The organism is Shewanella sp. DNRA4 (assembly GCF_012843185.1).
Lineage (GTDB): Bacteria > Pseudomonadota > Gammaproteobacteria > Enterobacterales > Shewanellaceae > Shewanella > Shewanella xiamenensis.
This window is the reverse complement of record NZ_JABAIP010000010.1, coordinates 73,511-95,284: the sequence shown is the minus strand read 5'-3', so window position 1 is coordinate 95,284 and position 21,774 is coordinate 73,511. Positions and strand designations below refer to the sequence as shown.

Annotated in this window: 23 protein-coding genes; 5 read left to right on the top strand and 18 right to left on the bottom strand. The window is 46.1% G+C overall.

Features of this window, described 5'->3' with window-relative positions; genetic code table 11:
• Positions 1-10: 10 nt before the first annotated feature.
• Positions 11-1,885 (bottom strand): choice-of-anchor I family protein, encoded by a 1,875-nt coding sequence (locus HG547_RS12250; RefSeq protein WP_169547981.1) that lies wholly within the window; start codon positions 1,883-1,885, stop codon positions 11-13.
• 550 nt (positions 1,886-2,435) lie between these two features.
• Between HG547_RS12250 and HG547_RS12245 the strand changes: the two genes are divergently transcribed.
• The 3 genes from HG547_RS12245 (at position 2,436) to ilvN (ending at position 6,252) form a co-directional block, all read left to right on the top strand.
• The gene (locus tag HG547_RS12245) at positions 2,436-3,590 is read left to right on the top strand and encodes a multidrug effflux MFS transporter (protein ID WP_224022150.1); all 1,155 of its coding nucleotides are present in this window, start codon (positions 2,436-2,438) and stop codon (positions 3,588-3,590) included.
• 449 nt (positions 3,591-4,039) lie between these two features.
• Positions 4,040-5,758: an acetolactate synthase 3 large subunit gene (locus tag HG547_RS12240; protein ID WP_169547979.1), complete on the top strand. Its 1,719-nt coding sequence runs from the start codon at positions 4,040-4,042 to the stop codon at positions 5,756-5,758.
• On the top strand, positions 5,758-6,252 hold the full coding sequence (gene ilvN, locus HG547_RS12235) for an acetolactate synthase small subunit (RefSeq protein ID WP_011072288.1): 495 nt from the start codon (positions 5,758-5,760) through the stop codon (positions 6,250-6,252). Before HG547_RS12240 ends, ilvN begins: the two co-directional genes overlap by 1 nt.
• Before the next feature lie 108 nt (positions 6,253-6,360).
• Here the strand turns inward: ilvN and HG547_RS12230 are convergent, their stop codons facing one another.
• The 14 genes from HG547_RS12230 to trmJ form a co-directional block, all read right to left on the bottom strand.
• Positions 6,361-6,804 carry an Hsp20 family protein gene (locus HG547_RS12230; protein WP_037430809.1) on the bottom strand — a complete coding sequence of 148 codons (444 nt, stop codon included), beginning with the start codon at positions 6,802-6,804 and terminating at the stop codon, positions 6,361-6,363.
• Between the two features lie 299 nt (positions 6,805-7,103).
• Complete coding sequence (ndk, locus tag HG547_RS12225; RefSeq protein WP_011072285.1) at positions 7,104-7,535, bottom strand: nucleoside-diphosphate kinase; 432 nt, start codon at positions 7,533-7,535, stop codon at positions 7,104-7,106.
• Between the two features lie 232 nt (positions 7,536-7,767).
• Positions 7,768-7,935, bottom strand: coding sequence for a hypothetical protein (locus HG547_RS12220; protein ID WP_037418345.1), 168 nt, complete (start codon positions 7,933-7,935; stop codon positions 7,768-7,770).
• 207 nt (positions 7,936-8,142) lie between these two features.
• Entirely contained in the window at positions 8,143-8,340 is a 198-nt protein-coding gene (iscX, locus tag HG547_RS12215) for a Fe-S cluster assembly protein IscX (RefSeq protein ID WP_169547978.1), read from the bottom strand.
• Positions 8,341-8,408: 68 nt separating this feature from the next.
• On the bottom strand, positions 8,409-9,308 hold the full coding sequence (gene rimK / locus HG547_RS12210; protein WP_037418350.1) for a 30S ribosomal protein S6--L-glutamate ligase: 900 nt from the start codon (positions 9,306-9,308) through the stop codon (positions 8,409-8,411).
• A gap of 154 nt (positions 9,309-9,462) precedes the next feature.
• The gene (gene fdx, locus HG547_RS12205) at positions 9,463-9,798 is read right to left on the bottom strand and encodes an ISC system 2Fe-2S type ferredoxin (RefSeq protein ID WP_037418353.1); all 336 of its coding nucleotides are present in this window, start codon (positions 9,796-9,798) and stop codon (positions 9,463-9,465) included.
• An 8-nt stretch (positions 9,799-9,806) separates the two neighbouring features.
• Entirely contained in the window at positions 9,807-11,669 is a 1,863-nt protein-coding gene (gene hscA, locus HG547_RS12200; protein WP_169547977.1) for a Fe-S protein assembly chaperone HscA, read from the bottom strand.
• Between the two features lie 67 nt (positions 11,670-11,736).
• Positions 11,737-12,261, bottom strand: coding sequence for a co-chaperone HscB (gene hscB, locus HG547_RS12195; RefSeq protein ID WP_169547976.1), 525 nt, complete (start codon positions 12,259-12,261; stop codon positions 11,737-11,739).
• A gap of 15 nt (positions 12,262-12,276) precedes the next feature.
• Positions 12,277-12,600 carry an iron-sulfur cluster assembly protein IscA gene (gene iscA, locus HG547_RS12190; RefSeq protein ID WP_011072278.1) on the bottom strand — a complete coding sequence of 108 codons (324 nt, stop codon included), beginning with the start codon at positions 12,598-12,600 and terminating at the stop codon, positions 12,277-12,279.
• 14 nt (positions 12,601-12,614) lie between these two features.
• The gene (gene iscU / locus HG547_RS12185; protein WP_011072277.1) at positions 12,615-12,998 is read right to left on the bottom strand and encodes a Fe-S cluster assembly scaffold IscU; all 384 of its coding nucleotides are present in this window, start codon (positions 12,996-12,998) and stop codon (positions 12,615-12,617) included.
• Between the two features lie 37 nt (positions 12,999-13,035).
• Positions 13,036-14,250, bottom strand: coding sequence for an IscS subfamily cysteine desulfurase (locus HG547_RS12180; RefSeq protein ID WP_037418361.1), 1,215 nt, complete (start codon positions 14,248-14,250; stop codon positions 13,036-13,038).
• A gap of 78 nt (positions 14,251-14,328) precedes the next feature.
• A complete protein-coding gene (gene iscR / locus HG547_RS12175; RefSeq protein WP_006081858.1) occupies positions 14,329-14,790 on the bottom strand; it encodes a Fe-S cluster assembly transcriptional regulator IscR in 462 nt (153 codons plus the stop codon).
• 351 nt (positions 14,791-15,141) lie between these two features.
• Positions 15,142-15,963 (bottom strand): serine O-acetyltransferase, encoded by an 822-nt coding sequence (gene cysE / locus HG547_RS12170; protein WP_037418369.1) that lies wholly within the window; start codon positions 15,961-15,963, stop codon positions 15,142-15,144.
• A 45-nt stretch (positions 15,964-16,008) separates the two neighbouring features.
• A complete protein-coding gene (gene trmJ / locus HG547_RS12165; RefSeq protein WP_169547975.1) occupies positions 16,009-16,734 on the bottom strand; it encodes a tRNA (cytosine(32)/uridine(32)-2'-O)-methyltransferase TrmJ in 726 nt (241 codons plus the stop codon).
• Positions 16,735-16,888: 154 nt separating this feature from the next.
• On the opposite strand from trmJ, the gene suhB reads away from it, so the two are divergent.
• Entirely contained in the window at positions 16,889-17,692 is an 804-nt protein-coding gene (gene suhB / locus HG547_RS12160) for an inositol-1-monophosphatase (protein WP_011072272.1), read from the top strand.
• Positions 17,693-17,784: 92 nt separating this feature from the next.
• Here suhB and lolE read toward each other — a convergent pair whose 3' ends face one another.
• From lolE to HG547_RS12145, 3 genes are all read right to left on the bottom strand, one after another.
• The gene (lolE, locus tag HG547_RS12155) at positions 17,785-19,035 is read right to left on the bottom strand and encodes a lipoprotein-releasing ABC transporter permease subunit LolE (RefSeq protein ID WP_169547974.1); all 1,251 of its coding nucleotides are present in this window, start codon (positions 19,033-19,035) and stop codon (positions 17,785-17,787) included.
• Positions 19,032-19,724 (bottom strand): lipoprotein-releasing ABC transporter ATP-binding protein LolD, encoded by a 693-nt coding sequence (lolD, locus tag HG547_RS12150; RefSeq protein WP_047535973.1) that lies wholly within the window; start codon positions 19,722-19,724, stop codon positions 19,032-19,034. Before lolD ends, lolE begins: the two co-directional genes overlap by 4 nt.
• A gap of 97 nt (positions 19,725-19,821) precedes the next feature.
• A complete protein-coding gene (locus HG547_RS12145) occupies positions 19,822-21,054 on the bottom strand; it encodes a lipoprotein-releasing ABC transporter permease subunit (protein ID WP_169547973.1) in 1,233 nt (410 codons plus the stop codon).
• A gap of 94 nt (positions 21,055-21,148) precedes the next feature.
• Between HG547_RS12145 and HG547_RS12140 the strand changes: the two genes are divergently transcribed.
• On the top strand, positions 21,149-21,769 hold the full coding sequence (locus HG547_RS12140) for a hypothetical protein (RefSeq protein ID WP_169547972.1): 621 nt from the start codon (positions 21,149-21,151) through the stop codon (positions 21,767-21,769).
• Positions 21,770-21,774: the final 5 nt, after the last annotated feature.

Here is a 21,774-nt window from a genome sequence, read left to right as displayed (position 1 = left end):
CAAGCTTTGGCTATTGCACCTTGATCTGGTACACGCTGGTTGTGCCACTGACTTCATTACCAATGATCAACAGAGGCTGGCCATTAGGACTCTTCTCGGCACTCACAAACTTCATGCCTTCTGGCCCTAAATCTCCCGCTAAACTGGCATCACCTTTCACTTCACCTGTATCTGTATTAATGCTGAAACTCGCGTCAAAATCACGGTTTACCACATAATCCACAAAATGCACGTCAAAAGGATTTGTCACGTCGTACATCATAAAACCAGAGGTACGTTCAAGCCCGATAAAGGCATAGCGTTTTTGGCCAATTTTGCCTAGAACTAAGGCTTCTGGCTCGGGTCCTTTATCATCACTGCGGCTATCGCCTTTGTTTTCTTCATTGTTATTGTTGAAGTTATTGCCTAACAAGGCTGCGGTGATCCGCTCAAAATCGCTGCCACTGTCAAACACCTGTTGACCATCGGCGGTCCAGATTGAGAAAGAACGCGCGCCGAAGCTCACAATTTTGTCATAATCGCCGTCGTTATCGTCATCACCCATACTCTTAGTCACTTTCAAACGGGCTAATTGGGTCTTATCTTTCGCGGCGGCCAATTGTGGATGATTAGGATCTAAAGTTAAGTCACCGGCACGGGCTTCCTCCGAAAACCCAGCATAATCACGGGAATCCCCTTCGTTTGCGGTAACAATAAAATCAGCATTATTCCAACGGTAACTCGCAATGGTATCGGGTTGATACATGCCATACACGCCCGCATAGGCCTGAAGGTTGACCATATCGTCCTTGTCGCTAGCATCAATTTTATTCACATCAAAACCATAATCCTTCAGTCCTAAGGGTAAAATCTTCGCTACTTTGGCATTGGCGATATCAATCACCGCGATGGCATTGTTCTCCTGCAGACTCACAAAGGCTCGGCTGTTATCGGGGCTGACACTGATATACTCAGGCTCCAAATCTTGCGCGACAGTGGCCATAGGGCCATTGATTTTAATGTCCTTGGTGATTTCATTATAGCGAGCATTGCCCTGATTAAACTCGGTGAATGTCACTAGCGTCGCCGTTGCTGCGGGTTTACCATCCGCAATGGCGATAATGGCTACACTACCCTCAGGATCGATACTATAATCTTGATTTGGTTCACCTTCATTCGCAACGAGTACCGTTTTGCCATCATGACTAAAGACTACGTTATCTGGTAATGCACCGACTTCAACCGCGCTGAGATACTGCGGTGTCTCATTGTCATTGAGTTGGTAGAAAGCCACATAGCCATTGGCTTGGGTCTTATTACCCGCCGCATCGCCGCGCTCAATGGCCGCCGCTAACAAGTTACCATAAATACTGACACTGTTAACGCTGCCCATAAAACTCAAGTCCACATCTTTAGCGACATCCAGCTCGCCGAGCTTATCAAGATTATTCAAGGCTAATGGCGCAGTTGCCTCAGCAGCATTGTCAAGTAAGTTGGCATCGATAATGTCGACTTTACCGCTTCTCGCATTGACCACAAAAATACGCTGAGATGCACTGTGATATTCAACAATCTCAGCAGCGCTCAGGCCATAAACGCCCGTTTGATGACGACCAATAAGCTCCGCCTTGACTCCAACTGCTTGGGGTTGGCAAATAAATTGCGTTTGCGCCGCATCGATTTCAGTCTCTTCCAACTTACCATTACGATTCGCATCAAGACCGGTATCGATACGTTGACCACCGGCGGGACAGTTTGCATCACCAATAGAGAGTGGGGTTACTTTAACTAATGAATTTAAGCCGTCATCCCCCTGCTCACCATTGGTACCGTCATCACCATTACAGGCACTAAGGAGTAAACTTGCCAGTATCGCACCAGCCAGCGGCAGTCGTTTTGTGTTCATTGCTTCATTCCTGAATGTGTTGTTATTAGTCGTAGGGTTAAGCTAAAGCCCAATAAACTAATTCGCATTCAAGACGGTTAGATGACATATAGATGACGGTGACGTGACAATCCCAGTCGAATGAATGACGCTCAGGCGTACATTGGTACATCAATGCAATAAAAAGGCAGTAAATCGATTTTGGTTACAATTTAAGTGTAAAGATATCGTCATCGAGATTGGCTTATTCGGCTGAGCGTTTTACTATGTTATGGCTTAATATCCTTATACTCGATGACAAGACCAATCACTCAGTTCAACTGTTGGTTGGGTCTACGCTGGTCACTCATTTCTCCCCTATACTCCTCCAATGCTCATGGCACGATATGCTATGTCAATCGAGGCGAAATGAGTCGCCAATAGGCAAAATTGTTACCCTACAATTTTGATTTTCGAGTGACATAACACTTTATATCGCCTTCTTTCGCCACTCGAGGTAACTGTGGACCTACAATCGTCAAGTAATTCAACCACACAGCGTAATATTCCCCATTTGGCCTTGCTTATCCCAATGCTTGCCGCCATTGTCGCGATCACACCGCTCGCGATTGACATGTATTTGCCCGCTATGGCAACACTCGCCCATAGCTTTCATACCGATATCACCTTAGTGCAACAATCCTTGAGTGTTTACTTAGGCGGCTACGCCCTCGGCATGCTGTGCTTTGGGCCGCTTGCTGACCGTATTGGCCGTCGTCCCATGGTGATTATGGGGCTATCAGGTTTTATGTTAGCTAGCCTGTTGTTAGGCTTAGCCGAGCAGATTGAAGTGTTTTTGGGCCTGCGCTTTTTACAAGCTTTTATCGGCGCAGCGGCCACTGTGGTTGTCCCTGGCTATATCAAAGAAGTCTATGGTGAAAACACGGCTAAAGGTATGTCTTATGTCAGTTTAATCATGATGTTAGCGCCATTATTAGCCCCTAGTATTGGTAGTCTTATCCTCGAACTTGGCGAATGGCATTTGATCTTCTTTATCCAATCAGCCTATGCCCTGTTATTACTGATGTTGGTCATTACGCTGCTGAGAATGCCCAGCGATAAAGATCAAAGTAGCCGCAGCCAAAAATCTTTTTTGGGCGCCTATGCCACTGTGTTTTCACGCCCAGGCGTCAAAATGAATATTGCCAGCGGTGTGCTCACCTCCTTTGCCTTTTTCTGTTATTTAACGGCATCGCCCTTTGTCTATATGGAGGTTTTTTCATTAGATAAATCCTTATTTGCCCTACTCTTTAGTACCAATGTGGGCGCTCTGATGCTGGCAAATATCATCAATACCCGAATTGTTGGTCGCTATGGCTCGTTAAGGATGTTGCACGTGTCGACTTTCTTAGGAGCGCTCGCAGCTGCAGGTTTACTGGGAGTGAATTTATTGGGTCTCAGTTACCACTTTACGGTATTAATGCTTATTCCACTGATGGGTTCTCTTGGCATTATGTCAGTTAATGCTGATGCCATTGTGTTAATGAAATTTAAGCAGGAAACCGGCACGGCAACGGCGGTAATTGGCACCTTAAGATTCGGCTTTGGCGCCCTTGCAGGACCATTACTCGCGCTGTTTTACAATGGCACCGCAGTGCCCTTCTCGGCATTAATGTTGACGGCGGTATTATTGGTGGGATTCTGTCAATTTAACCGACAGACTCATCAAGCCAAACCAAAGCAATAATCTGCGCCTTTATGCCGCGTAAGCGAAGCAATCATAGTTTTCATCGCTTTTGTGGTTGATTTGTAACAAATTAAGCCTTCCCTAAACAAACGGCGCTCAGGTGCCGTTTTTCATTATAAACCACTTAACCCATTCTAATTAAAGTGATTAAATAAAATTACCCCATACAAAAACTCCCGTTTCATGAGCATTTATCGCGCCTAAACATGAAATTGTCTCAAGTTGGTTATTTTTTACAGAAAACCCTTGAAATGTGTTCTTTTTTGAATATGATGAAATTCTGTTCATTGCAACAGCTGCTGCATCCAAAGGGATGAGCACTTGAAATCGATGATTTCAAGTTCAGCAAACGTAGTCTGAATTACCCTTCAGGCTTATTTTTAGAGCGATTACCGTCGCTGTAACAAGATACTGTTTACCGTAACGGTACTATGCAATAGGAGTTTCACATGGAGAAGTTATCCGGCGCCAGCATGATTGTGCGTTCCCTTATTGATGAAGGGGTAAAGCACATATTTGGTTATCCTGGCGGCTCAGTGTTGGATATCTACGACGCCCTGCACCTTATCCCCGGTATTGAACATATTCTGGTTCGCCACGAACAGGCCGCCGTGCATATGGCCGATGGTTATGCACGTGCTACGGGAAAAGTAGGCGTAGTACTCGTGACCTCAGGCCCAGGTGCCACCAATGCCATTACTGGCATCGCCACCGCCTATATGGATTCGATTCCATTGGTGGTGTTATCTGGCCAAGTGCCGAGCAATCTAATCGGTAACGATGCGTTCCAAGAATGCGACATGATTGGGATTTCACGCCCAGTCGTCAAACACAGCTTTTTAGTCCAAGATCCCACTCAAATTCCTGAGATCATTAAAAAAGCCTTTTATATTGCCTCTACGGGTCGTCCTGGCCCCGTCGTGGTAGACTTACCCAAGGATTGCCTCAATCCGGCATTACTGCACGACTATATTTACCCCGAGAGCATAAAAATGCGCTCCTATAATCCAACGACATCGGGCCATAAAGGTCAAATTCGTCGAGGATTACAGGCATTATTAGCAGCGAAAAAACCCGTGCTCTATGTGGGTGGAGGTGCGATTATTTCTAGCAGTGAAAAGCAGATCTTAACCCTAGCAGAAAAGTTAAATATCCCCGTTGTCAGCACCTTAATGGGCCTTGGCGCCTTCCCTGGCACCCATAAAAACAGCTTAGGTATGTTGGGGATGCACGGTCGCTATGAAGCTAACATGACCATGCATAACTGCGATCTTATCTTCGGAATTGGCGTGCGTTTCGATGACAGAACCACTAACAACATCGAAAAATACTGCCCTAACGCCACCATCTTACATATTGATATCGACCCCTCATCGATTTCAAAAACCGTACGAGTGGATATCCCGATCGTTGGCTCGGCCGATATTGTATTAGACAGCATGTTAGCCCTGCTTGAAGAATCGAAGGAGAGCAACGATAGCGAGGCGCTCAATCAATGGTGGCAAGAAATCACTGTGTGGCGCGAGCGTAACTGCTTGGCATACGATAAGGAAAGTCATCGGATCAAACCACAGCAAGTGATTGAAACTCTCTACAAACTCACTAATGGTGAGGCCTATGTCGCCTCGGATGTGGGCCAGCATCAAATGTTTGCCGCACTCTATTATCCCTTTGATAAACCCCGTCGTTGGATTAACTCAGGTGGCCTTGGCACCATGGGCTTTGGTTTACCCGCAGCCATGGGGGTAAAAATGGCAATGCCAGACGAAGCCGTCGTGTGCGTAACGGGCGATGGTTCGATTCAGATGAATATTCAAGAGCTTTCAACCGCTCTGCAATACGATACGCCGGTTAAAATTATCAACTTAAACAACCGTTTCCTCGGCATGGTCAAACAGTGGCAGGATATGATCTACTCAGGTCGCCATTCCCATTCCTATATGGATTCGGTACCCAACTTCGCCAAAATTGCCGAAGCCTATGGCCATATTGGCATGACGATTAGCGATCCTGCTGAGCTTGAGTCTAAGATGGCAGAAGCCCTTGCCATGAAAGACAGACTGGTATTTATCGACATTATGGTGGATGAGACTGAGCACGTATATCCGATGCTTATCCGCGGCGGCGCGATGAATGAAATGTGGTTAAGCAAAACGGAGAAATGCTAATGCGTCGAATTATATCTGTATTACTCGAAAACCAGTCCGGCGCCCTATCCCGTGTTGTCGGCCTCTTTTCCCAGCGCGGTTATAACATTGAAAGCTTAACCGTGGCGCCGACCGATGATAATACCTTGTCACGTCTTAATATATCACTTGTCGCCGATGAGAAAGTTCTTGAGCAAATCGAGAAACAACTGCACAAGTTAGTCGATGTGCTTAAGGTGTCGAATGTTACCGAATCAGCTTATATTGAGCGGGAGTTGGCACTGGTTAAAGTCCGCGCCCAAGGGGAATTACGGGAAGAAATTAAGCGCACCGCCGATATCTTCCGTGGACAAATTGTCGATGTCACCGCCAATCTCTACACCATTCAATTGGTGGGCACGACCGAAAAACTCGATGCCTTTATTCATTCCATGGGTGAAGTGACCAAAGTCGTTGAAGTATCACGCTCGGGCGTTGTCGGCTTAGCTCGCGGCGAAAAAGCGATGAAAGCCTAAAGAACTTTTATAAAGATAACGCTTAGAAAACATCTCCAATTCGAGCCAGACAAAAAATAACAAGAAGGGGAGCATTTAGCTCCCCTTCTTTATCCGCGCGATGCTGGATTAGGATTGACTATCTAATAAGCGCGAGGTGGTGATTTCAATCTTGCGTGGTTTTAACGCTTCTGGGATCTCACGCACTAAATCAATGTTCAATAAACCATTCTCTAAACTGGCACCCAATACGGTCACATAATCGGCCAGTTGGAAGGTACGTTCAAACCCGCGCTCGGCAATACCTTGGTATAGGTATTTACGCTCGGTTTGGCTTTCGGCTTTATTGCCTTTAACCAGTAATTTCTCACCTTCGCTACTGATCTCAAGCTCTTCCATCGAGAACCCGGCAACGGCCATAGTAATGCGATAACGATTTTCACCGAGGAGTTCAATGTTATATGGAGGATAACCTGAGTTGCCATTATTGGCGGCAGCATGTTCTGCCATCTGGGCTAAACGATCAAAACCAATAGCACTACGGTAAAGAGGAGTTAAATCATAAGTACGCATATTCATATCCTTATCTTAAGCAATATGGGAAATTGGCGAACGGTTTTCAGCTTGAAAACACACATTTGTTTCGCCTAAATTAACTTCTGTCCTAACGGCACAGAATCGATTGGGATCCTCATCGAGCGATCCTGCAATAGATATAAGGATAGGAAAGCGGATTTCAAGGAAGAAATTTAAAAAAATTTAAAAACCAAATAAAAATAGTGCATTACAAACACGCCAACGCGATTCCGTTAGCCAATTCCAGCCAATAAAAAAGGAGCACTAAGGCTCCCTTTTTCGGTCTCTCACTCAGATTAACGAGTACGTGGACACAGTTCTTCAGCACTGAAGAAGTATGCAATTTCACGTTCTGCAGATGCTAAAGAATCTGAACCGTGAGCTGCGTTTTCGTCGATGCTTTGAGCGAAATCAGCACGGATAGTACCTGGAGCTGCTTGAGCTGGGTTAGTTGCACCTAAAATTTCGCGGTGAGCTAAAACAGCGTTTTCGCCTTCTAATACTTGAACCATGATTGGGCCAGAAGTCATGAAAGCAACCAGAGCACCGAAGAAGCCACGCTCGCTATGCTCAGCATAGAAACCTTCAGCTTGTTCTTTAGTCAGGTGTAACATTTTAGCTGCAACGATCTTCAGACCAGCAGTTTCAAAACGGTTGTAGATTGCACCGATGTGGTTTTTAGCAACAGCATCAGGCTTAATGATAGAAAATGTGCGTTCGATCGCCATAACAAGCTTCCTTTGTCAGCAAGTTTGAAAAAATTCGCGCGGATTATACGAAATTTAAAAAGTAAATCCTATCTTTAAAGCACATAAGTCTGAGATATTGCGCACATTGGCTGGATTTGTAACCAGATTGATCACACAAAAAAACGCCAGTTGTCATTTAAGGGCAACTGGCAATTTATTATCGAGATATCTCTAAGGAGATGAATACAGGAGTAAGCATTATCAAATTAGCTTACTTTCTATTTTTTGCCCAAATTCCTGCCCAAGCAATCAAAGCAACCAAAATAACCGCTGGCGCTAAATCGAGCAAATGATGGAATAAACCGACACCGCCATGACCAGGATGAGCCCATGCCAACGCGGGTAACAGTGTGAATAACATAGCAAACAAAAGTTTCATGTGAACATCCTTGCGTTGCGAGAATAATATTAAGCGGTTAACTGCTTAACCGATAAGTAACAAGGTACGTTATTCAATAAAAAGGAATTTGATACTGATCAAACTCCGACTAAAATCCCATTTCACAGCCAAATAAGCGTGATAGATGTCACACCAATTAGTTTTTTCGTGGACAAGTTGCCGCAACAACAAGGTGAGTAACTGATGTTATTTTTCTTCGATCCAGCATTGTTGAATAGCTTTTAATACCTTTTCATTGCAATGTTTAGGATCGTCATCAAAATCCTCTAGCGCTAACACCCACTCATACAACTCGGTAAAATGCAGTTTGCGGGGATCAACATCTGAATGTTTTTCCAGTAATTCCAAGGCGATATCTAATGAATCAATCCACTTTAATGACATCCTCTTTCCCCTATGCAAACGGACATTTCAACGCATTTCACCTGAGTTTAGCTTAATCACCACTCACTTTACGCTTGAGTTGTTTTTTTTGTCTTAATTGCGTTTTTCTCAACAAACTCGATTATCGCCCCAGCGACATCCTTAGCTGTAGCACCTTCGATCCCTTCAAGGCCTGGTGAAGAATTCACTTCCATCACTAATGGGCCATGGTTGGAACGCAATAAATCCACACCCGCAACGTTCAGGCCCATGGTCTTAGCGGCACGAATAGCCACTGAGCGTTCTTCTGGCGTGAGTTTAACTAAACTCGCCGTACCGCCACGGTGGAGGTTTGAGCGAAACTCCCCTGGCATGGCTTGGCGCTTCATCGCAGCGACGACTTTATCACCAAGGACAAAACAACGAATATCCGCACCGTTAGCTTCTTTGATATATTCTTGTACCATGATATTAGCCTTTAATCCCATAAAAGCTTCAATCACGCTTTCGGCCGCTTTACGGGTTTCAGCCAAAACAACACCAATACCTTGAGTGCCCTCAAGCAATTTAATCACTAGCGGCGCGCCACCAACCATATCGATTAAATCAGGAATATCGCTTGGCTTATTGGCAAAGCCGGTGATCGGCAAACCAATACCACGACGTGACATCAACTGCATTGAACGCAGCTTATCGCGGGAGCGTGAAATGCCGACAGAATCATTGAGCGCATAGACGCCCATCATCTCAAACTGGCGCAGTACCGCAGAGCCATAAAAGGTAATTGATGCGCCGATACGTGGGATCACCGCATCAAAGGGCGGTAATTCTTCACCACCAATATGAATGCTCGATTGGCGCATATTGATGTTCATATAGCATTCGAGCGGATTAATCACTTTGACTTCGTGACCACGTAATGTCGCAGCCTCAACGAGTCGCTTTGTGGAATATAGCTCAGGCCCTTGCGATAGGATCGCGATTCTCATTCTGGTCTCCGACAACCATTTCATTTTGAGCGCATAATACGCTTGCTTAAGGATAAATCAATCATGGCTATTATTGCTTGCGCAAATGCTAGTCTACAAAAGCCAAAAACCAGTCACTAGGACTGGTTTTTGGCGATTTCAGCACAAAAGTGACTTAGCCTTCGCTCACCATATTGACAGTGTATTTAGGCATTTCAATCACCAAATCGCAATCAACCACTTTAGCCTGACAGGATAAGCGGCTCTCAGGCTCGAGTCCCCAAGCTTTATCAAGCATATCGTCTTCAAGTTCATCACTTGGCTCTAGCTCATCAAATCCTTCACGCACAATGCAATGGCACGTAGTGCAAGCACAGGATTTTTCACAGGCATGTTCGATATTGATGCCATTGCGCAGCGCCACATCGAGAATCGTTTCACCTACTTCAGCTTCCAACACTGCGCCATCGGGACACAACTCAGCATGGGGAAGAAAGACTAACTGGGGCATCACATCACCTATATCTTGTCAATTGACTGACCTTTAAAGGCCACTCGAATAGAATTATCCATACGTTTTGCGGCAAAATCTTGAGTATGTTCATCAAGAGTTTCGATCGCATTTTTAATTGCATCAGCATCATCACCGCCAGCGACGTGAACTAGCTGAGCCATCACAGTATCAATCTGCTGACGCTCATCGCTTGTGAGTAAGTCACCATCTTTTGAGAGCGCTGTATTCAAGGACTCAAGCACCCTCGCCGCTTCAACTTGCTGCTCAGCCAGCATACGGCGGCTGATATCTTCTTTAGCATGCTTCATCGAGTCTTTGAGCATAGTCGCGATCTCAGTATCCGATAAACCAAACGAAGGCTTGACCTGAATGCTCGATTGCACGCCAGTGGAATTCTCCATGGCCGTCACACTTAATAATCCATCAGCATCCACTTGGAAGGTCACCCGGATATGGGCAGCACCTGCCGCTAACGGTGGAATACCTTTTAGGGTAAAGCGTGCTAGAGAGCGGCAATCGTCAACTAACTCGCGCTCACCCTGCACGACATGGAACGCCATCGCCGTTTGTCCATCCTTGAAGGTGGTGAACTCTTGGGCGCGTGCCACGGGGATAGTCGTGTTACGAGACACCACTTTCTCCACTAAACCGCCCATGGTTTCAATCCCTAACGACAAGGGGATCACATCGAGCAGTAATAATTCAGATTCGGGTTTGTTACCGACCAAAATATCAGCCTGAATGGCCGCGCCAATGGCGACAACACGGTCAGGATCGATTGAAGTTAATGGCGCTTTACCAAAAAAGGCTTCAACTTGCTCACGGACTAATGGCACGCGGGTAGAGCCGCCAACCATGACGGTTTCAAGCACTTCATCAGCCGTTACGCCCGCATCACGTAGGGTGCGGCGACAACTTGCGATGGTTTTCTTCACAAGCGCAGCAATGAGGCTCTCAAATTGCGCCTTAGTAACCACTTGTTTGAGCACCGAACCATCGGCAAGGGTAAGACTAGCCTCAGTATCACTCGAATCGGTTAAGGCTTCTTTCACCCGGCGCGCTTCAATCAATAGCTGGCGACTTAACTGAGAGTCGATATCAGTCAGCTGCCACACTTGCTGCATATGTGCTTGTAAAAGATGATCAAAATCATCACCACCGAGCGCAGAATCGCCGCCCGTAGCCAGTACTTCAAATACGCCACGGTTTAAGCGCAAAATAGAAATATCAAAGGTGCCACCACCGAGATCGTAAATGGCGATAACACCTTCTTGCTTAGAGTCTAAACCATAGGCAATCGCAGCCGCAGTGGGTTCATTTAATAGGCGTAAAACATTAATACCCAATAACGATGCTGCATCCTTAGTTCCCTGACGCTGGGCATCATCGAAATACGCAGGCACAGTGATCACTGCGCCTTGCAGCTCACCGCCAAGGGTCTTTTCGGCGCGCTCAATTAAGGGACGTAAAATTTCGGCAGAAACTTGCACCGGATTCACTCGACCTTGGGGCGTCACAAACAGCGGTAAACCATTTTCACTGGCTTCGAATTGATATGGGAAAGATTGCTCACCAGCTTGGATGTCCGCAAGACTACGCCCCATGAAACGTTTAACGGAAACGATAGTGTTTTTAGGATCCTGCGCTGAACTTAACGCCGCCACATAACCCACTTCAATCCCATTATGAGTATAACGAACTATCGAAGGTAAAGAATGCTGTCCGTTTTCATCGGGCAAGGTTGCCGTTACGCCACTGCGTACAGCGGCCACAAGTGAATTGGTTGTACCTAAATCGATGCCAACGGCAAGTCTATGTTGGTGCGGCGCGGCACTTTGTCCGGGCTCAGCAATCTGCAAAAGGGCCATATGTATCCAACTTAGTAACGCCGACTCAAATCACTTGGAATCGGCAAAATAACTGCAATAAGGAAAATTAATCGAGCAACGCGTCTTCGATACGCGTCAGTTCATCGTTTAATTTTGCCATAAATTTAAGTTTGCGAACTTGATCTGCCGCTAACAAGGCGTCTTCGTCACTGCCACTGCTCAGCTGTGAAGCCAATGCTTTATTCAACTGAGCGCGGTAAGTCGCAAAAGAATCGTACAGTTCATCAATGCTGGCTTGGGGATCGGCGCTATCACGAATATCTTCAAGTGCTTCACGCCATTCCATCTGCTGCATTAAAAATGCAGTATCTTTCACTGTCGTGGTCTCATGACTTAAATCAATACCACGCAGGGAGAGCATATGCTCAGCACGGCGGATAGGATCTTTTAGGGTTTGATAACCGACATTAACTTGTGCGGTGCGTTGCACCGACAACAACCGTTGTTGCTCAGTATCATTGGCAAACTTATCGGGATGAACCGCACGTTGCAGGTCGCGGTAGCGTTCTGCAAGCAATGCGGTGTCAATATCGAAGGTAGGAGAAAACTTAAACAGCTCGAAATAATTCATGCGTCAATTCGGCAATTAAACAGTGAAACTCTCACCGCAACCGCACTCACCTTTTGCGTTCGGGTTGTTAAATTGGAAACCTTCGTTCAGTCCTTCTTTAACAAAATCCAATTCAATGCCCTGAAGATAGATAAAGCTTTTCGCATCGATAATGATTTTTACACCATCAATATCATATACTTCATCGTCATCGTTCAGTGCATCAACAAACTCAAGCACATAAGCCATACCTGAACAGCCTGACGTCTTTAAGCCGAGGCGCAGACCAATGCCCTTGCCTCGATTTGCTAAGAAAGACCTGACGCGTTCAGTTGCCGCTGGGGTCATTGTAATTGCCATCTTAACTCCAGATGTTACTTAGCTTGTTTAGATTTGTACTCGTCAATCGCCGCTTTAATGGCGTCTTCAGCCAAAATAGAACAGTGGATTTTTACGGGTGGCAGAGCTAACTCTTCAGCTATATCAGTGTTTTTGATCGCTGCAGCTTGCTCAATTGTCTTGCCTTTAACCCACTCAGTAACCAGTGAGCTTGATGCAATCGCACTACCACAACCATAGGTTTTAAACTTTGCATCTTCGATAATGCCATCAGCGCCGATTTTCAGTTGTAACTTCATCACGTCACCGCAAGCTGGTGCACCCACCATACCGGTTACGACTGAAGGATCGTTTTTATCGAAAGAACCAACGTTACGTGGGTTCTCGTAATGATCTATCACTTTTTCACTGTAAGCCATGATACTGCTCCAAAATTATCTATTGTCATTAGTCGAATTAATGATGGGCCCACTGCACCTGATTCAGGTCGATGCCATCTTTAAACATTTCCCACAATGGAGACATTTCTCTTAATTTATCAATAGATTGAGTAATAACTTCAATAGCGTGGTCGATTTCTTCTTCGGTGGTAAAACGGCCGATAGAGAAACGAATCGAGCTATGCGCCATTTCATCATTTAAGCCCAGTGCACGTAACACGTAGCTCGGTTCTAAACTGGCTGAGGTACAAGCCGAACCCGATGAAACCGCTAAATCTTTTAATGCCATCATCAGTGACTCACCTTCAACATAGTTGAAACTAACGTTGAGACTGCCACTCACACGCTGAGTCATATCACCGTTGATATAGGTTTCTTCAATGTGTTTGATGCCATTCCATAATTTGTCACGCAGCTTAGCAATACGCGCGTCATCTGTTGCCATTTCAGCTTTTGCAATCGCCGCAGCTTCACCTAAACCGACAATTTGGTGAGTTGGCAGAGTACCACTACGCATACCCCGCTCATGACCACCACCGTGCATTTGCGCTTCTAAGCGGATACGGGGTTTACGACGAACATACAAGGCACCAATCCCTTTAGGACCATACATTTTGTGGCCAGAAATGGAGATCAAATCTACTTTAGTGCGTTGCACATCAATCGGTACTTTACCAGCACTTTGCGCTGCATCCATATGGAAAATAATGCCTTTTGAACGGCATAACTCACCAATTGCATCGATATCGTGGATCACACCGATTTCGTTGTTGACGTGCATAATGCTGACGAGAATAGTGTCGTCACGCATAGCCGCTTCTAAGCGCGCCATCGGAATAATGCCGTTAGATTCTGGCTCTAAATAGGTGACTTCAAAACCTTCACGTTCAAGTTGACGGCAAGTATCTAACACAGCTTTGTGTTCAGTCTTACTGGTGATAATGTGCTTGCCTTTCTTATTGTAGAAATGCGCAACGCCTTTAATGGCGAGGTTATTCGACTCAGTTGCACCAGAGGTAAACACGATTTCACGGTGATCTGCATTGATAAGATCAGCCACTTGGTTGCGAGCGACATCTACCGCTTCTTCAGCTTGCCAACCATAACGGTGAGAACGTGATGCTGGGTTACCGAAAATGCCATCCATCGTCATGTATTGGAACATTTTTTCCGCAACTCGCGGATCAACAGGCGTGGTGGCGGCATAATCTAAATAGATAGGAAGCTTCATAACACACTCCGTACTTAGCAGTCTCTGCCGAGGCTACATACAACGTACAAAAATAATTTTTATCGTATAACAAAAAGCCTATAAGCTGACTCTTTGCTCCTTTTGCATAGTGTCTTGCTTAAGCGAAATAAATTGCACATCTCGTTTCTGCATTAAGCCCGCAAGACTGATACCATCTAAAAAATCTGAAATTTGTTTGCTTAAATCGCCCCAAAGCGAGTGCGTTAAGCAGCGAGTTCCACTCTGGCAATTGCCTAATCCTTGACAACGAGTCGCATCGACAGACTCGTCAACGGCATGAACCACCATGCCAACAGAAATATCATTTGCCTCTAGGCCTAAACGGTAACCACCACCAGGACCTCGGACACTTGCCACTAGGCCATGTTTGCGTAACTTTGCGAAGAGTTGTTCCAGATAGGAAAGCGAAATCCCTTGTCTTTCAGAGATATCCGCCAAGGGAACTGGTCCTGAAGCTGAGTGGATAGCCACATCAAGCATTGCGGTTACTGCATAACGACCTTTAGATGTAAGTTTCATAACTACCATAGCTCCCGAACAGGTATGGAGCTATTTCAACATACCCGAGTAAATCAGTCAAGTATAAAACCGAGTAAAACACTCAAGTATTTAAGCGCGCCGTTAACCAATACCCTTTCATCTTGGTGGGGTATTTAACCTTTTTCTGCCCTAAGATTCAATGCCAAAGGGGCAATTAATCACCCAAATTGGCCTGATATCGGGATCTAACGCACTATCTTGAAATGAAAGCAGAGCACGCATGCCCAAAGTGTTCAAAAGCTATGCAATGGGATTTGCACTATCGAAATAAAAGCGTTAGCAGAGTGGTGACACTCTAATGAAATTGCTTCTACTCTACTATTTTCAGGACTATATACTTGGATCAAACTCATCAAGCGCACTTTGGCGCTTATCAGCAGCCGCCTTTTCGACATCGTTAAAATCGCCAACATTCAGCTCTGGCAATCTTTCGGTGCAGACATCGCCACCTAAACGCTGGATAGCTTGACACAATTCCTGCACCTTTGAGTCCATTAAATGCATATGGTCCAGCATTTGACCAATCGCGTTAGCAACGGGATCGGGATTATCAGGTGAGACCGCGTAAGCATCGAAACCATACTTCTTAGCCATAGCACTACGGCGTTCGGATTTTTCTTTTGATTGTGGTGAGGGCGTTGCTACCACACGCCCAGGAATACCAACCACTGTCGTATCCTTAGGCACATCTTTTACTACAACAGAATTTGAGCCGACACGCGCCCCATCATGCATGGTGATAGGACCTAAGATTTTGGCGCCAGCACCAACAACGACGTTATTACCCAGTGTTGGGTGACGCTTACCTGCTTGCCAAGTGGTGCCGCCCAATGTCACGCCGTGATACAAGGTGCAATCATCGCCAATTTCAGCGGTTTCACCGATCACCACGCCCATACCATGGTCGATAAAGAAACGATCGCCAATAGTAGCACCAGGATGGATCTCCACTCCGGTCAACCAACGCGAAAAAGTCGATAAACAACGAGCCATTAAGCGCCAATCACGCTTCCATAATTTATGGCTTATCCGGTGCAGCCAAATGGCGTGCATGCCAGGATAATTAACCAAGATCTCAAAGGCGCTACGCGCCGCGGGATCACGGTGATATATAGATTCAATGTCTTCTTTTAGCCTAGCTATCACACCCATTACTCAATCCTTCGCGATTACCGTTATTTACCAAATTTGCTTTGGCTATTTTTGTTTATTACCCACCACTTTATCAATCGAAGTCAAAATTCCCCGAAGAATATTCATTTCTTGACTTTCGATACGTGCACGGCTGAATAGACGGCGTAACTTTGTCATCACTTGGCCGGGATGGTTTTTAATAATAAAGCCTGTCGATGATAAGGTACTTTCAAGATGTACAAAGAAACGCTCAAGATCGGCAGAGAGTGGATATTCTTCAACCTCTTGTGACACCTCCGTTTGGGCTAAATGTGCCACACGCGTCTCATAACAAATGATCTGCACAGCCTGCGCGAGGTTCAATGAGCTGTATTCAGGGTTAGCAGGAATCGCCACATGGTAAGTACATTGCTGTAATTCTTCATTAGTTAACCCATGATTTTCACGACCAAAGACGATGGCGACAGGCCCTGCTAAACTTTCTGTCACCAGCTTTTGTCCTGCTTCTCGCGGATCGAGCATAGGCCAATCTAAGGTACGGCTACGGGCACTGGTGGCAATCACCAAACTGCAATCGGCGATGGCTTCTTCTAAGGAATCCACTTTAACCAGATGTTTTAAAATGTCCGAAGCGCCTGCGGCCAAGGCAATGGATTGACCGTCCACTTCACATCTTGGTTCAGCAAGATACAGGGTTGATAACCCCATCGTCTTCATCGCTCTGGCGGTTGAGCCAATATTGCCGGGGTGCGATGTCCCCACTAAAATCACCCGAATATTACTTAGCATGAAACGACTTAATTTAATTCACAAAACACAGGGAGCGAATACTATCACAGGCGTGCGCGAATGCTTATATGAAAATCGGTATTTGATATAACAATCAAATCGAGTATAATGCCGCCCGCTATTTTTAACGTTCTTTAACATCCAGGGGATTGCAATGCATCCGATGCTGACGATTGCTGTTCGCGCTGCTCGCGCGGCCGGCCAAACTATTATGCGTGCCTACACTGAACTTGACCGAGTTGAAGTCAGTGCTAAAGGTATCAACGATTTTGTTACCAGTGTAGACAAGGAAGCAGAAGCCGCTATTACCTATCAAATTCGTAAATCTTACCCAGATCACACTATCGTGGGTGAAGAAAAAGGCGAAAACCGCGGTGAAAACAAAGACTATATTTGGATAGTCGATCCTCTGGATGGCACTAACAACTTCGTTAGAGGCATTCCCCATTTTGCGGTTTCTATCGCACTCCAATACAAAGGCAAAACTGAAGTTGCCGTTGTTTATGATCCAGTTCGTGAAGAATTATTTACCGCTATCCGTGGTAAAGGCGCCAAATTAAACGATTTCCGTATTCGCGTGACCAATGTTAACGAACTAGCACCAACCATTATCGGTACAGGTTTTCCATTTAAAGCTCGTCAACATACCGAAACCTATATGGCCATTTTCGGCGAAGTGTTTGGTCATTGTTCAGACTTACGTCGCACAGGTTCTGCAGCATTAGATTTAGCCTATGTAGCCGCAGGCCGTTTAGACGGTTTCTTTGAAATTGGCTTAAAGCCATGGGATATCGCTGCTGGCGATCTGTTATGTCGTGAAGCGGGTGGCACAGTCACTGACTTTACTGGCGGTCATAACTATCTGATCTCTGGCAATATCGTTGCAGGTTCTCCGAAAGTGACGACCGAATTAGTAAAAACCATGCGTCCTTTACTAAATGAAGGCTTAAAGCGTTAATCACGTTTAGCGCAAAACAAGACCAAAAAGGCCAGTGATATTATCACTGGCCTTTTGTTTTTGAGCTTTTAAGTGCAGAACGGTAGCGCCAGTTATCTGCCCGCCAATGCCTGCGCAGGGCCAATTTGACTTGCTTTCCATGCAGGATACAGGGTTGCAATCAGGCTCATTATAAACGCGGTGGCAATCACTAAACCGGCATCCGCCATATGCAGTTCGGAGGGAAGAAAATCCACAAAATACACATCCGCAGATAACAATTGGATCCCAAGTAATTGCTCAATGCCACGAGCAATAGCACTGAGATTAATGGCTGTCGCAATACCAATCACCCCACCGAGCACACACCCCACTAAACCGTTTAATGCCCCCTGCACCATAAAAATGCCCATTACCGATAAACGGCTCAGTCCCATGGTCATCAGGATCGCAATTTCACTGGCCTTATCGCGCACCGCCATCACCAAGGTCGAGACAATATTGAAACAGGCCACACCAATCACCAGTACTAATACGAGGTACATTATGGTGCGAACCAATTGAATATCTTGATATAAATGACCTTGTGTTCGAGTCCAATCACTAATATACACTGACTGATTCAACGCATAACCTAACTCGCGAATTTTCGCTGGCGCATCGAATACCTGTGCCACACTAATGCGAACCCCCGTCACGCCTTGATGTAAATTCAGGATATTTGCCGCATAACGCATGGGAATATACGCGGTGGTTAATTCAAGCTCTCCACCTAAGCGATACACACCTGACACCACAAAGCGATGGCTTTTTGCCGCACGTAAACTTCCCGCATGTTCAGGGTCAAGATCTTGTACATACAAAGCGAGGGTATCGCCGACTTCGAGGCCTAATTTTTTCAGCAAACTTTCACCAAGGACGATGTGATTATCATCTTCACTCAAACTCTGCCAAGTCTCGGGAGTCATAAATTGCGACAATGTAGAGACTTTTGCCTCTTGTTCAGGATCAATACCGACAACAGCAAGCCCCTGAAAACCACCGGGCTTTTGCACTAAACCCTGCATACGGATAAAAGGTGCCGCCGCCGTAACGCCTTCAATCTGCAACGCGGTTTGCTCAACAGCGCGCCAGTCAGCAATCGGCTCATTCACGCCTACCACATCGGCTTGGGAGATCACCCCGAGTAAACGTTGCTCCAGCTCGCGCTCAAAACCATTCATGGCTGAAAGCACGATAATCAATACGGCAACGCCCAGAGCAATACCCGCTGTCGATGCAAAGGAAATAAAGCTAATAAAACTATTGGATTGGCGCGCACGGTAAAAACGCCAGCCAATTGAGAGGGCTAATGGTCCTTTCATTGGGCGCTTTCCGGTACTTGCAGATAACCATTTTTCATGGTGAGTTGTCTGTCCATCCGCGCTGCCAATTTAGGATCGTGGGTGACCACCACAAACGCGGTACCAAGTTGATTGGCCAATTCGCGAATGAGTTCATACACGGCCTCGCCGCTCTTCGCATCGAGATTTCCCGTAGGTTCATCGGCCAGTACGAGTTTGGGTTTGTTGATAAGCGCACGGGCGATTGCCACCCGTTGCCGTTCACCGCCCGAAAGCTCAGCAGGAATATGGCTCATTCTGTGCCCAAGACCCACTCTCTCGAGCAAAACCTTGGCATCGGCTTGCGCTTGGCTGCGATCACGACCTTGGATAAATGCCGGCATTGCCACATTTTCAAGGGCGGTAAATTCAGGCAACAAATGATGAAATTGATAAATAAAGCCTAAATCCTGATTACGGATCTGCGCCTGACGCGCACTGCTCACTTGATATAAATCCTCACCTGCCAACAACACTTTTCCCGATGACGGTTTATCAAGCGTCCCCATAATATGCAGTAACGTACTCTTGCCCGAGCCTGAAGTGCCCACAATCGCCAGCTGTTCACCCTTAAATACCTGTAAATCCACATCAGACAACACCTGCGTGGTTACATCGCCGTCGTGATAACTCTTACTCACCGCCTGCACTTGCAGTAACACATCTTGCATTGAGATTCTCGCTATTGATTCTATATGACATGGCAAAGTGCCACGTCTACACTCCACTTTTACGATGGAGCAATTATTTTAGTCGTTGAAAACACCGTTATTCATAACGCAGCGCTGTGGCTGGTTGCACCCTTGCAGCCCGTAGCGCAGGGTAAAGAGTTGCCACTAGGGTCACCACTAAGGTACCGACAATAATCAGCGACAATTGCCCAAGCGCCAGTTTTACCGGCAACATTTGTCCAGTCCCTAAAATCGAAATACCCAGGGTTGCCATAATGCCATTCAAATTAAGGGTAATTAGAATACCCACCACTAAGCCCAGTGCTAAACCTAACACCGCATTCAATAAACCTTGCACCACAAAAATGCCCATCACAGCAGAGGTTCTTAAACCTTGGGTTTTAAGCACTGCGACATCGGTGGTTTTATCGACAACCATCATTACCAGCGCCGAGACAATATTGAATGCCGCCACCGCCACAATCAGGCTGAGCATCAGCGACATCATGTTTTTTTCCATCTTCACTGCGCTAAATAGATGTCCATAGGTGTCACGCCAATCGCTCGTGGTCGCCTCGATACCCTGCTCTGTTAAGATTTGCTGCACATCCTTGGCAAGCGCAGGCGCGTTAAAAGGATCGTTTAAATACAGCCTTAGCTGGTTGATTTCATCACTGGGCTGACGCATTAACCGCTTTGCATCTTGGTAATGGATATATGCAACGCCCGCATCCACTTGTGAACCCATTTCGAACACCGCAGACACTAAAAACTTACGTTGGCTGGGCACAGGGCCAAGCGGCGAGTACACCACGCCATCGCCACTTAATAAGCGTACCGAATCCCCAGGGCTGACTTTTAATTGACGGGCAAGCTCGCTGCCCAAAATGACCTTATACTGGCCACTGGTTAGCTCGTTAAACGCGCCGGAATAGGTATGTTGCGCCACCATAGACAGTTTTTCGGCAAGCTCTGGAAACACCCCAAACACTTGCACGGCGCGGATATTCGCCGCCGACTGCACCATGGCTTGCGTCGACACACTTGGCGTCACCCCTTGCACGCCGGGCAGCTTAGTTAGCTTTTCTGCCGCAATAGTCCAATCGCTTAATGGAGCTTTAGTATAAACAGTCAATTGCGGTACAGCGCCGAGGATGCGCTGCTTTAATTGCCCTTCGAGGCCATTCATCACCGAACTGACCACGATCAAGGCGGCAACCCCTAAAAAAATGCCCGAAACGGCAAATAAGGTAATAAAAGAAGCAAATGCGTTTGCTTTTCTGGCCCGCCAATAACGGTAACCAACGTAGAGAGGGAATCGAAGATCCATTGAAAGAGGGCTGCGTCCTGTGTGCTGAACTTGCTAAATCATAAAGATGGGCACGATAATAGGGGTTTAGGTTCTATAAATAAAGAGGCAAGCCTTGTTCACTGACACCAATCCGTATTTTAGTGTGCCTCATCCCTTTACCGCTTACTTAAGCCTCTGGGACGAAAACCGACCTCTACCCAATGAAATGGCTTTAAGATCAATGCAATCCTTAGGGATCCAGCTATTGAGTGAAGTAAAAGCCCTCGAAGCGAGCTGTTTGTTACAATTGCGGCATTTAGATAATGAAGCCAAGGTTGTGGTGGATTTTCTCAAGCTACAATCACGCAAGGTGGATTTAGTCCTGCAACACGTGCTCGAAAAAGAAGTCCAAGAAGGTGATAAATATGATGGTTGTCAGTTTGGTGGTAGCGGTATTCGCATAATCAGCACGACCAAATTACCTCTAGGGCGCCATTTTAAAGTTACCTTATTTATCCATGACGAACTGGTCGCTATTTTATGTTTTGCCAAGGTCACCGCTTGTATGCTCTCACAGGAAGCCCTATCAACTGCGCAGCAAGCACAGCAGCACAACGCCTCGTCGCCCTATCTAATCGACCTCGAATTTAGCCAAATACTGGATTCGGATGTGGAGCAACTGGTCAAAGCGAGCCTAAATGTTCAACAAAAACAACTTAAACTGCGTAAACAAGCTAGGGACGAACGCCAATAAAGACG

Bases quoted from the DNA above. Each gene is read 5' to 3' on its own strand.
- HG547_RS12250 (WP_169547981.1), bottom strand. From the start codon at position 1,885: ATGAACACAAAACGACTGCCGCTGGCTGGTGCGATACTGGCAAGTTTA.
- HG547_RS12245 (WP_224022150.1), top strand. From the start codon at position 2,436: ATGCTTGCCGCCATTGTCGCGATCACACCGCTCGCGATTGACATGTAT.
- HG547_RS12240 (WP_169547979.1), top strand. From the start codon at position 4,040: ATGGAGAAGTTATCCGGCGCCAGCATGATTGTGCGTTCCCTTATTGAT.
- ilvN (WP_011072288.1), top strand. From the start codon at position 5,758: ATGCGTCGAATTATATCTGTATTACTCGAAAACCAGTCCGGCGCCCTA.
- HG547_RS12230 (WP_037430809.1), bottom strand. From the start codon at position 6,804: ATGCGTACTTATGATTTAACTCCTCTTTACCGTAGTGCTATTGGTTTT.
- ndk (WP_011072285.1), bottom strand. From the start codon at position 7,535: ATGGCGATCGAACGCACATTTTCTATCATTAAGCCTGATGCTGTTGCT.
- HG547_RS12220 (WP_037418345.1), bottom strand. From the start codon at position 7,935: ATGAAACTTTTGTTTGCTATGTTATTCACACTGTTACCCGCGTTGGCA.
- iscX (WP_169547978.1), bottom strand. From the start codon at position 8,340: ATGTCATTAAAGTGGATTGATTCATTAGATATCGCCTTGGAATTACTG.
- rimK (WP_037418350.1), bottom strand. From the start codon at position 9,308: ATGAGAATCGCGATCCTATCGCAAGGGCCTGAGCTATATTCCACAAAG.
- fdx (WP_037418353.1), bottom strand. From the start codon at position 9,798: ATGCCCCAGTTAGTCTTTCTTCCCCATGCTGAGTTGTGTCCCGATGGC.
- hscA (WP_169547977.1), bottom strand. From the start codon at position 11,669: ATGGCCCTTTTGCAGATTGCTGAGCCCGGACAAAGTGCCGCGCCGCAC.
- hscB (WP_169547976.1), bottom strand. From the start codon at position 12,261: ATGAATTATTTCGAGCTGTTTAAGTTTTCTCCTACCTTCGATATTGAC.
- iscA (WP_011072278.1), bottom strand. From the start codon at position 12,600: ATGGCAATTACAATGACCCCAGCGGCAACTGAACGCGTCAGGTCTTTC.
- iscU (WP_011072277.1), bottom strand. From the start codon at position 12,998: ATGGCTTACAGTGAAAAAGTGATAGATCATTACGAGAACCCACGTAAC.
- HG547_RS12180 (WP_037418361.1), bottom strand. From the start codon at position 14,250: ATGAAGCTTCCTATCTATTTAGATTATGCCGCCACCACGCCTGTTGAT.
- iscR (WP_006081858.1), bottom strand. From the start codon at position 14,790: ATGAAACTTACATCTAAAGGTCGTTATGCAGTAACCGCAATGCTTGAT.
- cysE (WP_037418369.1), bottom strand. From the start codon at position 15,963: ATGGGTGTGATAGCTAGGCTAAAAGAAGACATTGAATCTATATATCAC.
- trmJ (WP_169547975.1), bottom strand. From the start codon at position 16,734: ATGCTAAGTAATATTCGGGTGATTTTAGTGGGGACATCGCACCCCGGC.
- suhB (WP_011072272.1), top strand. From the start codon at position 16,889: ATGCATCCGATGCTGACGATTGCTGTTCGCGCTGCTCGCGCGGCCGGC.
- lolE (WP_169547974.1), bottom strand. From the start codon at position 19,035: ATGAAAGGACCATTAGCCCTCTCAATTGGCTGGCGTTTTTACCGTGCG.
- lolD (WP_047535973.1), bottom strand. From the start codon at position 19,724: ATGCAAGATGTGTTACTGCAAGTGCAGGCGGTGAGTAAGAGTTATCAC.
- HG547_RS12145 (WP_169547973.1), bottom strand. From the start codon at position 21,054: ATGGATCTTCGATTCCCTCTCTACGTTGGTTACCGTTATTGGCGGGCC.